Origin of the sequence: Fulvivirga sp. M361 (assembly GCF_007097395.1) — a bacterium.
In the GTDB taxonomy this organism is placed as follows: Bacteria; Bacteroidota; Bacteroidia; order Cytophagales; family Cyclobacteriaceae; genus Fulvivirga.
This window is the reverse complement of sequence record NZ_VKDC01000050.1, coordinates 32,384-47,241: the sequence shown is the minus strand read 5'-3', so window position 1 is coordinate 47,241 and position 14,858 is coordinate 32,384. Positions and strand designations below refer to the sequence as shown.

Here is a 14,858-nt window from a genome sequence, read left to right as displayed (position 1 = left end):
TGTATCCTATCGGTAGGTTAACCATTTGGGTGAATTTAAAACTCCTTCAAAATCGCCCTTTAATTCCTTTATACAAAAAATTATTGCATTTTCTGAAATCCTATTGCATAATCGCGGTTAAACCCGGATCATGTACTTTCCTCTGACAAGCAAAAAGGTTTCTATACGATAGCGGGTGAATTATGTATGCGTTTGATATCACTCATTTATTATTAGTAGCATTCTGTTTATTATTGACCCAAATATTGGAAGAATGTGATTTCAATGGTCACAAAGACATGACGCATGGATCTGATTTCATTGATAATGACGGACACTACTAATAGGTTAGATCTTTTTCATAGTACCGCGCTCCTTTAATGGGGTTATATCGATATGCTTCTATTTCATGGAATTGCTCTCCTTCATACATTTTTATGGCCTTTTTCATATCAGGTAAAGTATCCAGGCGCATTTTGGAATAACCCAATTCAGTAGCAATTTCTACTGATTTGCGTAACAGGATCTTTCCTAACCCTAATCCTCTGGCTTCCGGCTTGATATACATTCTTTTCAACTCACAAATACTTCCTTCGTACCTTCTTACTCCTGCACAGCCAATAATTTTAAGTTCAGATGACTTCGCGAGAATCAGGACTCCATTGGGCTTACCATATTGTATACTGATAGTTTCAAGCTCCTCCCGAAAGTTTTGAAACTCCAGATCTATCCCTAATCCTGACTCATATTCCGTAAATAATTTTGAAGCTTCATTAAAATCATCTTTGTCCTTAGCTTCAACTAATATTATCCCTGGATCAGGCATTTTAGCTCAGTTTACATTGAATAATAATAAATATACATTGGCTTATATATTTTTCATATAGCATTCAAGGTATTTTTTATTAGCTCATTGTTATTATTCAATTTATTGCAATTTTGAATAACTTTTCGAATCGACTGCTTTCGTAGTTTCCAGACTGTATTCTATAAATTACACGATAGGTTAATATTCCTGTTTACATGGATTTCTTGTCTCATTGAAAATTTTGATATAAGGTCAATTATTTGATCTTATGAACAAAACCAATATCCAATTATTAACATCAGATACCACCTATATCACCTAATCTACCTGTTTTTCTTTTTATTCAACGTGTTTCTTCCTACTGTATAGGCATAGGCTGATGAAGGTAAGAATTGAATATTCAGCCCTTGATAATCCTGTTCTCCTTCTTTATCTATCGTAGTCACAATAGGGTGGTTAAGTTTATTTTCAACACAAAATTTATATAAGCTTTTCAATTCATTTGGTTTTTCATGATATCGGTTAGACCATTTTATCTCTAATGCCCAAACTGGTTTTAAAGATGAATCGCTTAATCCTACCATATCTACTTCTCCGTTATTCCATCGGGCATACCAGGGAGTAAACCAGTCACGATGCATCCATTGTGCAAAAATAGCTGTTTCCACCATGCTCCCCGTCATCTCATCTGTGGCAGTTATGGGTGAAAAAAGAGCGCTTCTAAGCGATGGGTTGGTCAGGTATATCTTAAAGAAATTATCTCTTTTGAACCTTTTTCCACTTTGGTCAATTCTTTTCACTGGCTTGATCAGATAAGCAGCTTCCAGGTATTCAATATACTTCTTAAGCGTATTTTTAGGAACCTGGGATTGTTTACTCAATGTTTCTAATGAAAATTCACCTCCACTATTGTAGGCTATGGTAGTAAATAAGCTGTTTAGCTCCCTGGTATCACTAATCCCGTAAAGACTTGGCAAATCCCTTAAAAGTACTTTATCTACAATGTCATGCCTTATATATCTTCCTGGGTTGGATTGCAATTTCTCAGAGAAAATGACTTCGGGATAACCTCCAAAATTTATATAATCTAGAAAGTGCCTGTTCAACTCATCCAAATGAGACGATGTATAAAATTCGGCAATGTGCCCTTTCCATTGTAGCGATATTGGATGAATGATATTATCGTATCCTTTCAGTGAAATGTATTCATTAAACGTTAAAGGGGGTAAAAGAAAATCGGTAAACCTGCCTGCTCCACTTTCATTACTTGCAAATTTCAACGCAGCAGCGGCTGAGCCTGAAACAATGAATTTATCTTTTCGATAACTATCTACTAGTAATTTAAGGTGGACTTCCCAATTTCTGCAATATTGTATTTCATCAAATATCACGTACCAATCACTATTTGCTGATAACCCGGTAGCCTCTTTGGCATAAAGGAATAATTGCTCCAGGCTGATATTATTATAGATGGGATTTTCAATAGTAATGAAAATGATTTTCCGGGGGTCCAACCCATTTTGGATCATATCTTCAACCAAGTGAAAAAGCATTACCGTTTTTCCGACTCGTCTGGGGCCCATTAAAACTACCGCTCTTCTTATGTCTCTCTCATAGGCCAAAGGTTTGAACAAATCAAAGTATAGACGCCTTGGCATTTCATTGTAATCATTGTCAATATGACCTTCCACCCACCATGGATTCTCAAAACGTATCCTATCCAAAACTTGCTTTTTAGAGATCTCTTTGAGCATGAATTTGCTTATTTTATTCAAAAATAAAAAATAAGATCAAATAATTGATCTTATTTAAACAAAAAAGTCCATATAAGATAAAAATAACACATCTAATCAAACTCAGATGTGAGCTAATAAATGGGAAAAGGCAAACTTCAGGGATTCACTCCTGCATAGTTTATCCCAGTCAGATGGTACATATCTCTGTCAAAGGTAGAAAGATCCTCCATGTCAAATTGAGAAAGATCATCATGTCCACAGGCTCTTGCCAGGATCTTCATTAAGTCTACACTGGCTGAGAAAAAGTTATACAGTTGCTTAGCAGAATTCTCTATGAGAAGCCTGGAACGCAGGTTTTCCTTTTGTGTAGCAATACCCACCGGACAATTGTTCGTATGACAGGCACGCATGCCCAGGCAGCCTATTGCCTGGATGGCTGCATTAGATACGGCCACGGCATCGGCCCCCATCGCCAACGCTTTGGCAAAATCCGAAGGCACCCTCAGCCCTCCTGTAATGATCAGGGAAACATTACCGGCACCTTGTTTGTCCAGGTGTTTTCTGGCCCTGGCAAGTGCAGGTATCGTAGGCACATTGATATGATTCCTTAACACTATCGGCGCAGCGCCGGTACCTCCTCCACGACCATCAAGTATAATATAATCCGCTCCTGCTTCCAGGGCAAAATCTATATCCTGTTCAATCCTGCTGGCTGCCAGCTTATATCCTACAGGAATACCGCCGCTCACTTCACGCACTTGCTCGCTAAATTCACGAAAGTCCCGGATCGTGGTCATATCTGTAAAAGTAGCCGGGCTAATGGCCGCTTCTCCTGGCTTCAAGCCACGCACAGAAGCTATTTCATCACTAACTTTATGCCCGGGCAAATGACCTCCTGTACCCGTTTTAGCGCCTTGCCCCCCTTTAAAATGAAAAGCTTGTACTTTTTTCAATTTATCGAATTCAAAGCCAAACTTCCCAGAGGCCAGCTCATAAAAATACCTGGAATTACTCTCCTGTTCGGCGGGTAACATTCCACCTTCTCCTGAACAAATACCTGTACCTGAGAGCTCTGCTCCTTTTGAAAGGGCTATCTTAGCTTCTCTTGACAATGCTCCGAAAGACATGTCCGAAACAAAAAGTGGAATATCGAGCTTCAGTGGTTTTTTAGCTCCCGGGCCTATTATCACTGATGTACCGACCTCTGCATCATCTAACAACGGCTTTTTAGCTATCTGAGCAGGTAACATTTGAATGCTCTCCCACTTCGGCAGAGTATCACGATCTACTCCCATGGCCTCGGTTACACCGTGATGTCCTACTTTAGAAAGGCCATCCCGGGCCAGAGCTTTAATATACCGGGTATAAGGTTCCGTAGTCTCCGGGTGAGTATCTGCATATTTACCCAGGTATTCATCTTCATTAAAGGGAGACGGGTTATCCACCTCGTAGTCCAGTACTTCTCGTTGATCTACGTATACCTTTCCGTTGATAACGTATTCTTTAAATTTATAAAGTACCTCACTATTATTGTACTCGCTTACCCCGGTATCTATGCGATAATCCCAATTATGCAAACCACAGATCAGGTTATCTCCATCTACGAAACCATCCCCCAAAAGAGCTCCCCGGTGTAAGCACCTTCCATAAAGTACTGAAACATTCTCTTCATAGCGTATGACAACCAAGTCAGTTTTAGAGACTTGCGCATGTGTGGGTGTACGGTTTTCAAGCTGATTGAATGACGCCACTTCTACTGCTTCTATCTTTTCGAGAATATCACTCATAATAATTGTTTCAGTTTTTCAAATCCGGTGTTGAAATAATCACAAATCATTTCCTTTTCCTTACCTTCGGTCAAGTCGGCTACTCTCAATACACCGCCTACCCAACCCTCTGTATTCCAGATAGCCGGTGCCGGCATATCGTATAGGTCAGCCACGTCGGGATAGGGCCACGGCGTCAGGTAAAAATAAGGCTCATCATAACTGCCATCTCCCGGAGAAAACCCAAAACCAATGGATTTGGCCTTTTCCGGGTCTTCATGAGCTTCCAACGTGACCAATGTGGCCAGATCATAGTGATGTGGCCAGCAGGTAATCTCTGAAGCCTCTTCTATAATCGTTTCAAAAGTGATGGTCAATACCTCATGAGTCAGCTTATATAGATACATCAGCGCTTCTAAAGCGCCCGGATCTTGTTTCTTGAAAGGCCGGCCACGCTGCTCTACACTGGCAGGAAGCTCATAAGGAAGGTCCGTTTTTAAACGTTCTCCAACTTCGCCTAATATTTCCAGCGCATTTTTCAATTCTTCAAAAACACTATCGGATGTTTGATGGATCGTTTCAATACTTTTTACAGTAGCACCGTCGCGCAAAAGCTTAATTTGCTGATCAATAAAATTAAATCCAACTTTCAGCCCATTGACATCTTGCGATGTAAGCATATTCAGGCCATTATTCCATAACAAACTTGCTGAGCTATCTGTAATATCATGCGGTAAAAGATGACGAGGTACTATGGCCACCAACTGGATAGCTTTATGGGTTTCTTCTCTGGCTTCTTTCAGCAAGCCCTTGTCAATAGAGGAAAAATCTATCATACTAGTCATTGAGTTTAGCTACACTCCATAGCACACCATACTCTTCACAGTGGATCAGGAGGGTCTTATATTTATTAAGTTTAATATTACGGGGTAACGTGAATACCTGTGCTCCTTCATACTTCTTAAGTTCTGCTACTTTAGCTGACCCTCTTACGGCATTTTTCTTTGTAACTTCATCATAGCCGAGCGGTGAAAGAAATATTTTCAAATCAGGGGCCTTTTTGGTATCAAAGCCCTCATCTAATTCCAATTGCAATACGCTTCCATTTTTAACGATCTTCCACCCTCCATTAACTCCATAGGTCTTTTTGATCCATTTCCCGGAATGCTCTGTTTGGGCCACAGCTGAAACGCTCACCATGACCAATAGTATTATCAATAGCTTTTTCATTCTTTGGATAGTTTGAGTTTGTTAACAAGTGTTTTAATGCTTAAACCTTGTACTACAATAGAGAATACCACAATACAATAGGTAATAAATACCAGTAATTCACGCTGTTCAAAAGCATCTATGGACAGCGCCAATGCCACTGAAATAGCCCCCCTCAACCCTCCCCAACTGAGGATCAATATGGTTTTTTGAGGGTGTTCATCATTTTTACGTCCTATCATTTGATAAGTTCCCATTACGCTAAGCCATCTGCCTAACAGTGTAATGATAATGGCTAGCGCTCCAACAAGGAAATAATAGTTCTCAAAACTTAAGGTAAGTATTTCCAAACCAATCAAAACAAAAAGTAGTGCATTTAAAATTTCATCCAACATTTCCCAAAAGAGACTCAAATGGTCTCTTGACTGCCGGTCAAAAGCTTTGCTATTCAGTTTATTTCCTATGAACAATCCTGCTACCACCATAGCCAGGGGGCCTGAGACATGGATCGTAGAGGCCAGGCTATAACCGCCTAGAACCAGGGCCAGCGAAAGTAGCACTTCCACTTTTGGATCATCGGTAACGGAATGTAATAGCAAATACCCCACATACCCTAAAACCAAGCCATAAATTATACCTCCCAGTGCTTCCTCTGCAAACAACGACACAACTTCTCCCACTCCCACACTTTCCATATCCCCGGTAAATCCTAAAATACTTACAAAGACGACAACACCTACTCCATCATTGAACAAAGACTCCCCGGCTATTTTCGTCTCCAAAGAGTGGGCTACATTGGACTCTTTGAGAATAGCCAGTACCGCTACAGGATCAGTCGGTGAAATAAGTGCGCCGAATAAGAGGGCATAAACCAATGGAATGGGATGTCCGATCCATTGCAATGTATAAAAAAATAAAAACCCTACAATAAATGTTGAAATAAGCACTCCCGCGGTAGCAAAGGCAATCACGGAGGCCCTCTCCTTATTAAGGTCCCGGACCTTAATATGCAACGCACCGGCAAACAATAAAATGCTAAGTATAACGTCAAGCAGAAAGGTTTTAAAATTGATCTGTACCACTACCTGGCAAGCCTGATGAAATACCTCTGGCTTATATATCTCTAATAAGCCCATAGGCACCGACATGACCATCGCCATAATCATCAAACCGATGGTGACGGGCAATTTTAACCATTTATGATTTATATAGCTAAAAAGGGCCGAAATGGACAGCAGGATGGTAAATGACTGAAACATCAGATCAGGTTTACATCAGCCATCACTTCTAATGTGGCAGGGCCGTCATGGTCAAAAACCTGTTTCATAGCATTCTCCAGTTCTTCCTGCTTTGTAACACGTAAGCCCAAAGCGCCACAGCTAGTGGCAAAATCCGCAAAATTAGGATTGTGTAGTGATGTTTTCCATACGTCCAATTGGTCTGCACGTTGTTCTTTGGAGATCTTACCCAGTTCATCATTATTGATCAGAATGTGTTTGATCCCCATCTTATATTTTACAGCGGTAGACACTTCGGCCATATATTGACCGAAACCACCATCTCCCGTGACTGTTATCACTGCTCGTTTTCCTTTCACCGCCATCCAGGCCCCCATAGCCGCAGGATAACCAAACCCTATAGAACCCAGGTACCCTGACATTAAGAACGAATGCTTTTTAGTTTCAAAATAACGTCCGAAAGAATAGGCGTTGTTACCTACATCAACGCACATTACGGCATCTTCGGGAGCTTGCTTATTCATAGCTGCAAAAACAGCCGCAGAGCTGATACCCTCTCCCCTATCGTCCTTTAAGCGACTTTCTTTTTCTTTTAGCCATAAATCCCAACGCTGCCTGATATCCTGACGTTGGTCAATGGCTGCCGGATTATCCAGTTTTTCCCTGAATATGTCAGCGGATACTCCTATTTCACCCCAAACGGGCACTTCAATATCATGGAACTTGGCCAATACTAAACGATCATAGTCTACCTGGATCGTTGGGATTTTTGAGGTAATGCCCGTATGATTTGAAAAAGAAGCGCCAAATACGCATAACAGATCAGCTTCATTCATCACCCAGCTCGCAATAGGTGTTCCGCTTCTTCCTAATACACCACATCCCAATGGGTGATGATCTGAAATAAGCCCTTTTCCTTTAAAGGTGGTAAGCACCGGAGCATTTAGTTCTTCTGCCAGTGCAATAACCTCATCCATATTAAACCGGGCGCCATGACCTGCTATGATCACAGGTCGCCTGGCCTTGTTCAACAGAGCCACGGCATCTGCCACCGCCTTATGCGGCGGTATTATTTTATCTTCTGCTATACGATATTCAGTAGTTTTTATAGAGACATCCTTCCTTACAGGCATCTTTTGAATGTCATCAGGAAAAGTCAAATGGGATACTTCCCGGTTGATCACGGCATGTTTTATTGCCAGTAGCATAAGCTCACTATGTTTGCTATTGGAAAGTACACGATGATTAAAATCAGCTACTGAACCAAACGCCTGTATAAGGTCCACTTCCTGGAAAGCGCCCGTACCTACTACCTGGGATTGTACTTGTCCGGAAAGTGCCAACATCGGTGCACGGTCATTCTTAGCATCCCACATACCGGTGAACATGTTCGTAGCGCCCGGTCCGGCAATGCCAAAGCAGGCTGCCGGACGACCTGTTAACTTGCCATACGCTGAAGCAGCAAATGCGGCAGCACCTTCGTGACGTATACCAATGAACGAAAGTTTACCTTTCTGTTCCAATCGTCGCATAGCTTCAGCCACTCCAAGGTTGGAATGACCCACCATTCCAAATACCGTGTCTACTCCGGCCGCTACCATAGTTTCCATCATTACATCGGAAATACTGGTTTCGTGTTCTTCCTCCTCCTCTATACCTACATAAATACCGTCTTCACGCTCATCCACCTCGTAGGTAACAATACTATCATCATGAAAACCGGGTGACTGTCCTGTATGTGGGTCAAAATCCCAGCCATGCCAGGGACACCGTAAAAGGCCATTCTCAATTGAACCTTCTCCAAGTGGCCCGCCCTGATGCGGACACCGATTGTCCAAGGCGCATAATTTCCCCTTGTGATGTGTAAGACATATTCCCACATGATTAGCAGTAACAGTGGTAACCCGTCCTTCAGGCAGCTCAATTTTGTCATTCAGAACTTTGTGCCATTGTATTTTTTTATTCTCGGGCATAGACATGATCTAATATTTCAGACCACTAATATTAGGGTAAAACGCCCATACCATAATGTAGCGAAGATGACATGACATGGTTTAAAACCTTTATCAGTGGTTTAGTTTCATCCAATATAATGAAATGTTATACTTCTGTCACCACCTTTTTAGCCTAACTTTTTGCTGCACATTTTTTACAACTCTCTGAACAACAATAAAGAATCATCAAAAAAGAGTGGTAGAAGAATGGTATTCAATCGAATAAAGTAAGTTCTATGACACTTCCTATGTAAGTATACCATTGTTTGGAATATACATGTCAAGTTTTCGGTTGTTGAATGAAGACAGTCTTCGGTAATTTACATTAAAACGAGAACCATGCAATTCAAAGACTTACACCATCAAACCCATCCCTTACTTATCTGTAATGTTTGGGATGTTGCCAGCGCCAGGGGAGCTGAAAAAATAAATTTCCAGGCCCTGGGAACATCAAGTTCAGCCATCGCTTCTATGCTGGGATATAAAGATGGCGAGCAAATGAGCTTCGTAGAGTTAGAATATATTGTAAAACGCATCGTAAGCAATGTAAGCATCCCGGTATCTGTGGATTTAGAATCCGGTTATAGTCGTGATGTTTCCAAAATCATTGATCACATCCAACGGTTAGCACACCTGGGTATAACGGGGATCAATATCGAAGACAGCCTGGTAGAAAACAAACGAACTTTGTTAGAGGCAGAAAACTTTGCAAAGACGCTCTCCTCTGTAAAAGCCCAACTTAAAGATGATGGCATAGATATTTTTCTAAATGTAAGAACCGATGCATTTTTGCTACAACATCCCGATCCGGTCAAAGAAACCTGTTCCCGTATTTTATTATATGAAAAATCAGGAGCAGACGGTATTTTCACTCCTTGCATAGAAAAGGAAGGCGATATTAAACATATTGTTGAAACCACTGACTTACCTGTTAATGTAATGTGTATGCCTGATTTACCAGATTTCGACACATTGAGATCACTGGGTGTCAAGCGCATAAGCATGAGAAATTTTCTATTTGATCACATTCAGAAAGGTTTCAAAAACACACTGAAATCTGTATCTGCCCAAGGCTCTTTTAACCCTGTTTTTAAACATGCTGATCACTGAAAAAGAAAAAATATCCAAATACTATCAGGCGCTATTAAACAGAGAGCAAAGCTTTGTAGGTATATTCTATGTAGGAGTAAAAACTACGTCTGTTTTCTGTATTGCTACCTGCAGGGCCCGAAAGCCCAAACCGGAGAACGTCGTATTCTACACTACTTTTAAAGAGGCGCTTGACCATGGATACAGACCATGTAAAATATGTAAACCTACAGAAAATACCAACCAGCCCCCTGAGCCAGTAACAGCTGCTATTGAAATGATAGAAGCCAACCCAAAAGTCAAGATCTCTGACGCTCAGCTTCGCAAACATAATATCAGTCCTGAGCTGGTAAGGAGATGGTTCAAACAGCATTATGCCATAACCTTTCATACTTATCAAAGGATGTACAGGATCAATAACGCTTTCCAGGAGTTGAAGAGAGGAAAGCGGACAACTGAAACTGCATTTCAAACAGGCTATGAATCATTGAGTGGCTTTGGGTATACTTACAAGAAAATCGTAGGTAAATCGCCTCAAAACAGCATGGATAAGAACATCATTTTAGTGAGTCGCCTCACTACTCTGCTAGGGCCAATGTTCATCTGTGCGACCGAAGATGGTGTATGTCTATTGGAATTTGTGGACAGAAAAATGCTGGAAACTGAATTTAAAGACCTGCAACGGTTATTAAAAGCAAAGATCATTGCCGGTAAGAATGAGCATATCGTACAGGCCACCGAAGAGATCCGGGAGTACTTTGAAGGTAAGCGAAAAACGTTTGAGGTAAAACTTCTGACCCCCGGAACTGACTTTCAGAAGGCTGTTTGGCATGCTTTAAAAGAAGTCCCCTATGGTAAAACCTCTACATATACCCAACAAGCCAAAAAAATTAATAAATCAAAAGCCGTCAGGGCAGTGGGTACGGCCAATGGCATGAATCGAATTTCTATCCTGGTCCCCTGTCATAGGGTCATTGGAGAAAATGGTCATTTAACAGGGTATGGTGGGGGTCTTGAGAGAAAACGTTGGCTTATTCAACATGAAAAGGAACATGCGGATCTACTTCCTTATCAGGACAAGGTATGAGCTCTTTTTAATAGGATTCCGCCTGGAGTTAAAACTATTTTATTATTTTCATAGACTTTTCTTCAAAGCTTAATTTGAAAAACAACCAGACTTTTAGTGTTTTAATAAAGCTGCATTTTTGAAGATATTGGTTTTCATACGATTAACGCACCCAACTTAACCAATTATTCCCAACTAGGACACCACCTTCAAATCTATTGGATTTGTGCCTTGCTGTTATAAAGAAAGGAACCGGGTAGCAACGGCATACCGGAACTCGCTTAACCAACATTGGAGAAAAAAGTCCGCTCATCACGTATAAGATTGTTAGCCGGTTCATTAACGCCTAGCTTTTCACAAAAATCAAATCACACATTTAATGAAAACCCTATTCTACCTCTTTTTTGTACTTATGCTGTTCACTACAATGAACACTGATGTTTTGGCGCAGAAGAAAAAGAAAAAGAAGAAAGAAACGTCTTCGGAAGTCAGTGACAAAAAGCCAAAGCCCAAAAAAGATGCCATCAAACCTTATGATGAAGTAATTACAAAAGAGGCCCGAACGGACAAAGGTTTATTCGATGTGCACAGAGTAGACGAAAAATACTTTTATGAGATCCCGGATTCGCTGTTGGAAAGAGAAATGCTAATGGTCACCAGAATAGCAAAAACAGCTACAGGATTAGGGTTTGGTGGCGGCAAAACCAACACCCAGGTGCTGCGCTGGCAAAAAAAGGGAAAGAAGATCATACTAAGGGTCGTTTCACACACTATCTATGCGGCGGACTCACTACCCATTCATGAAGCTGTGGTCAACTCTAATTTTGAACCCATACTGTATACCTTTCCCATCAAAGCATTTAGCAAAGACAGTAGCAAAACGGTCATTGATGTATCTGACCTATTTCAAAAAGATATTAAGGCACTTGGGCTACCAAAAGGTGTCAGGAAGCAATATAAAATAACCCGGTTAGACGATAGTAAGTCGTTTATTGAAACCGTTAAAAGCTACCCGCTGAACATAGAGGCAAGACATGTAAAAACCTATGCTGCATCCGAACCTCCTTCAAATCAAAGTAACGGAACTATTTCTGTTGAAATGAATAACTCGATGATCTTACTTCCGAAGGAACCTATGAAGAGGCGCTATTTCGACCAACGGGTAGGATGGTTTGCGAGAGGCCAAACGGACTATGGGTTAGATACACAGGAAAGCAAGACGGTCCGTTACCTGGACCGATGGAGGCTGGAAGTAAAAGAGGAAGATATTGAGAAATTCAAAAGAGGTGAGTTAGTGGAGCCTAAAAAACCAATTGTTTATTACATTGACCGGGCCACCCCGGAAAAATGGAGGAACTATATAAAACAAGGAATTGAGGACTGGCAGGTAGCTTTTGAAGAAGCGGGATTTAAAAATGCTATCATTGCCAAAGATCCTCCTTCACCCGAAGAAGACCCTGAATGGAGCCCAGAAGATGTGAGATATTCGGTAGTACGTTATCTTGCTTCGCCCATACCCAATGCAAATGGTCCGCACGTAAGCGACCCGCGATCCGGTGAGATCCTTGAGTCTGACATTAACTGGTATCATAATGTGATGTTACTTCTTCGTAACTGGTTTTTTGTTCAAACGGCAGCGATCAACCCTGAAGCCAGGGGGGTGGAATTTAAAGATGAGATCATGGGTAGGCTTATCCGCTTTGTATCTGCGCATGAGGTAGGTCATACATTAGGGTTACCGCATAATATGGGAAGCAGTGTCGCATATCCTGTAGACTCTCTTCGCTCTCCCACGTTTACTCAAAAATTTGGGACTGCACCTTCCATTATGGATTATGCTCGTTTCAATTATATCGCACAACCGGAAGATAATGGAGTGGCTTTAATGCCAGATATCGGGATCTACGATAAGCATGCCATCCGGTGGGGATATCGTCCGATCTTAGACGAGTCAGCAGAAAAAGAAACGTTGGATCAGTGGATATTAGAGCATGCAGGTGACCCGATGTACCGTTTTGGACGTCAGCAGTCCGGTGTAATAGATCCAAGCTCTCAGACAGAAGACCTTGGTGATAACGCTATAAAAGCAAGTTCATATGGTATTGCTAACCTTAAAAAGATTGTTCCAAATCTTATCGAATGGACAGCAGAAGATGGAAAGGATTATAAAGACCTACAGACCATGTACCTGCAAGTACTTGCTCAATACAATCGATACATGGGACATGTAGCTTCAAATATAGGGGGCGTATATGAGCATTATAAAACATATGACCAGGAAGGGGCGGTATACACCCATGTAAACAAGGACCATCAAAAAAAGTGTATGAAATTCCTTCAGAACGAATTATTCAAAACCCCCGATTGGTTGATTGATGAAAACATTTTCAATAAGGTAGAGCATGCGGGAGTGGTGGAACGTATCAGGAGCACTCAACAAAGGACGTTGAACAATATACTCGATTTCGGACGAATGGCCCGGATGATAGAAAATGAAACACTTAATGGAAGAGATGCCTACGGCCTGGTTGAAATGATGACGGATCTGAGAAAAGGATTATGGAGCGAACTGAATACCGGGAGACCTATCGATACCTATAGAAGAAATCTGCAACGCGCATATCTTGAGCGCATGGAATTTGCCATGACCAAAGAAGCAGGTAAAATTCCTGAAAAGTTCAGAGCTTTTATTAACAGGACAGGGATAGATGTTAGCCAATCTGATATACGACCGGTAGTAAGGGCTGAACTTAAAAATTTAAGAAGTAGTGTACGAAGCGCTGTGGGAAGGACTTCTCATGTTCTAAGCAAATATCATTTGCAGGATGTGTTGGAAAGGATTGATGATATTCTGGACCCTAAATAGGCCTCTCTCGAAAATTCCATTTTCAAGGTTTGTTTCTGGATGCTGGTCACTGGGCCACTGGCAATACAGCGCACAATTTATTGATTATCAACATATTACAAATACACTTGAAAAATGATATTGCTCAGTCGCTTATTGCAAATCAGACCGTGATAGAAGACAAAAACCTCGAAAATGGCATAATACCAATGATTTTGAGATTCAAAACACCAAAACCTCCCATAAAAAGGTGCATTTAAACGTCAAAAACACACTTTTTGAGCTAAAACTATTTTTCATGAGTGGCCTAAATAATTCAAGTAGTCAAACCGACTGGAATAGTGTATTTTGCTCAAAAGACATAATCACCATTGGAATTAACAGATACTTTTAGTTCCCTTTTACTTTTGGAGAACGTGTCATAACCCTTTTTCAAGTTTCTCCAAAAGTCAATTAACTGGGCATAATTACGGTCATTTTCGTATTTACCAAAGTTCTGAGGTGTCATTCTAAAAGGGAAGATATATACCGGAATCTTTGACTGTCCGTTATTTTTAGCATGAACAGCATAGACATATAGTTCTTTTATTATATTATCTGTCATGGGCAGACAGCCGATGGTCACGCAAGACCCGTGAATGAAGATATCTCCCCCAAGCTTTGGGAATTTACTCTTTTTTCGATCGGACTGATTGGGATAATTTAACCCCAGGGATAAAAAGAAACTGCTGGCTGGATTAAACCTATCCACGTAATAAAACCCTTCCGGGACCTGGTAGTCTCCCTGCTTGTGCTTTGGGCCCAACTGTCCTGAACTTGCGCAGATGTTATAGGTGCCTGCCTTCCGGTAGATAGTGTCGGTTTTTCTTTTAACATATAGCTCCAGTTCATTCTCTGCTTTAAAGGCACTGATCAGAATATTGAGTTCATCAACTTCAATATCTTTTTCCTGTAAAGTCGATATTATTCCTTTTTCTTTTTCTGCAAGAGCAGTTCTAACGCGTTTATACCTTTTCTGATCTCCTAAAAAATCGACCTGATAAGAAAAGGCATTAAAAGAGCAGATCAAAATAATTATAGTAGCTAATTTCATAGGCAGCCATGTGTTTAAGCCATTGGAAACGAATG

At 41.0% G+C, this 14,858-nt stretch carries 11 protein-coding genes; 3 read left to right on the top strand and 8 right to left on the bottom strand.

Features of this window, described 5'->3' with window-relative positions:
* Positions 1 to 319 precede the first annotated feature (319 nt).
* From FNH22_RS29510 to FNH22_RS29480, 7 genes are all read right to left on the bottom strand, one after another.
* Positions 320 to 805, bottom strand: coding sequence for a GNAT family N-acetyltransferase (locus FNH22_RS29510; protein ID WP_143402128.1), 486 nt, complete (start codon positions 803 to 805; stop codon positions 320 to 322).
* A 305-nt stretch (positions 806 to 1,110) separates the two neighbouring features.
* On the bottom strand, positions 1,111 to 2,541 hold the full coding sequence (locus tag FNH22_RS29505) for an ATP-binding protein (protein WP_143402127.1): 1,431 nt from the start codon (positions 2,539 to 2,541) through the stop codon (positions 1,111 to 1,113).
* Positions 2,542 to 2,678: 137 nt separating this feature from the next.
* Positions 2,679 to 4,310: a glutamate synthase-related protein gene (locus FNH22_RS29500; RefSeq protein WP_185154493.1), complete on the bottom strand. Its 1,632-nt coding sequence runs from the start codon at positions 4,308 to 4,310 to the stop codon at positions 2,679 to 2,681.
* Complete coding sequence (locus tag FNH22_RS29495; protein ID WP_185154492.1) at positions 4,307 to 5,134, bottom strand: DUF5996 family protein; 828 nt, start codon at positions 5,132 to 5,134, stop codon at positions 4,307 to 4,309. Before FNH22_RS29495 ends, FNH22_RS29500 begins: the two co-directional genes overlap by 4 nt.
* Positions 5,127 to 5,519, bottom strand: a complete 393-nt coding sequence (locus tag FNH22_RS29490; protein WP_143402125.1) for a DM13 domain-containing protein — start codon at positions 5,517 to 5,519, stop codon at positions 5,127 to 5,129. The genes FNH22_RS29495 and FNH22_RS29490 overlap by 8 nt, the downstream gene beginning before the upstream one ends.
* Entirely contained in the window at positions 5,516 to 6,757 is a 1,242-nt protein-coding gene (locus FNH22_RS29485; RefSeq protein WP_143402124.1) for a sodium:proton antiporter, read from the bottom strand. The genes FNH22_RS29490 and FNH22_RS29485 overlap by 4 nt, the downstream gene beginning before the upstream one ends.
* Positions 6,757 to 8,709 carry a thiamine pyrophosphate-dependent enzyme gene (locus FNH22_RS29480; protein WP_143402123.1) on the bottom strand — a complete coding sequence of 651 codons (1,953 nt, stop codon included), beginning with the start codon at positions 8,707 to 8,709 and terminating at the stop codon, positions 6,757 to 6,759. The genes FNH22_RS29485 and FNH22_RS29480 overlap by 1 nt, the downstream gene beginning before the upstream one ends.
* Positions 8,710 to 9,069: 360 nt before the next feature.
* Between FNH22_RS29480 and FNH22_RS29475 the strand changes: the two genes are divergently transcribed.
* The 3 genes from FNH22_RS29475 (at position 9,070) to FNH22_RS29465 (ending at position 13,751) form a co-directional block, all read left to right on the top strand.
* Positions 9,070 to 9,840 carry an isocitrate lyase/phosphoenolpyruvate mutase family protein gene (locus tag FNH22_RS29475; RefSeq protein ID WP_143402122.1) on the top strand — a complete coding sequence of 257 codons (771 nt, stop codon included), beginning with the start codon at positions 9,070 to 9,072 and terminating at the stop codon, positions 9,838 to 9,840.
* Positions 9,827 to 10,906, top strand: coding sequence for a bifunctional transcriptional activator/DNA repair enzyme AdaA (locus FNH22_RS29470; RefSeq protein ID WP_143402121.1), 1,080 nt, complete (start codon positions 9,827 to 9,829; stop codon positions 10,904 to 10,906). Before FNH22_RS29475 ends, FNH22_RS29470 begins: the two co-directional genes overlap by 14 nt.
* Before the next feature lie 358 nt (positions 10,907 to 11,264).
* Positions 11,265 to 13,751 carry a zinc-dependent metalloprotease gene (locus FNH22_RS29465; RefSeq protein WP_143402120.1) on the top strand — a complete coding sequence of 829 codons (2,487 nt, stop codon included), beginning with the start codon at positions 11,265 to 11,267 and terminating at the stop codon, positions 13,749 to 13,751.
* A 331-nt stretch (positions 13,752 to 14,082) separates the two neighbouring features.
* On the opposite strand, the gene FNH22_RS29460 is transcribed toward FNH22_RS29465, so the two are convergent.
* Positions 14,083 to 14,823 carry a murein L,D-transpeptidase family protein gene (locus FNH22_RS29460; RefSeq protein WP_143402119.1) on the bottom strand — a complete coding sequence of 247 codons (741 nt, stop codon included), beginning with the start codon at positions 14,821 to 14,823 and terminating at the stop codon, positions 14,083 to 14,085.
* Positions 14,824 to 14,858 lie beyond the last annotated feature (35 nt).

Bases quoted from the DNA above. Each gene is read 5' to 3' on its own strand.
- FNH22_RS29480 (WP_143402123.1), bottom strand. From the start codon at position 8,709: ATGCCCGAGAATAAAAAAATACAATGGCACAAAGTTCTGAATGACAAA.
- FNH22_RS29505 (WP_143402127.1), bottom strand. From the start codon at position 2,541: ATGCTCAAAGAGATCTCTAAAAAGCAAGTTTTGGATAGGATACGTTTT.
- FNH22_RS29510 (WP_143402128.1), bottom strand. From the start codon at position 805: ATGCCTGATCCAGGGATAATATTAGTTGAAGCTAAGGACAAAGATGAT.
- FNH22_RS29490 (WP_143402125.1), bottom strand. From the start codon at position 5,519: ATGAAAAAGCTATTGATAATACTATTGGTCATGGTGAGCGTTTCAGCT.
- FNH22_RS29475 (WP_143402122.1), top strand. From the start codon at position 9,070: ATGCAATTCAAAGACTTACACCATCAAACCCATCCCTTACTTATCTGT.
- FNH22_RS29485 (WP_143402124.1), bottom strand. From the start codon at position 6,757: ATGTTTCAGTCATTTACCATCCTGCTGTCCATTTCGGCCCTTTTTAGC.
- FNH22_RS29470 (WP_143402121.1), top strand. From the start codon at position 9,827: ATGCTGATCACTGAAAAAGAAAAAATATCCAAATACTATCAGGCGCTA.
- FNH22_RS29495 (WP_185154492.1), bottom strand. From the start codon at position 5,134: ATGACTAGTATGATAGATTTTTCCTCTATTGACAAGGGCTTGCTGAAA.
- FNH22_RS29460 (WP_143402119.1), bottom strand. From the start codon at position 14,823: ATGAAATTAGCTACTATAATTATTTTGATCTGCTCTTTTAATGCCTTT.
- FNH22_RS29465 (WP_143402120.1), top strand. From the start codon at position 11,265: ATGAAAACCCTATTCTACCTCTTTTTTGTACTTATGCTGTTCACTACA.
- FNH22_RS29500 (WP_185154493.1), bottom strand. From the start codon at position 4,310: ATGAGTGATATTCTCGAAAAGATAGAAGCAGTAGAAGTGGCGTCATTC.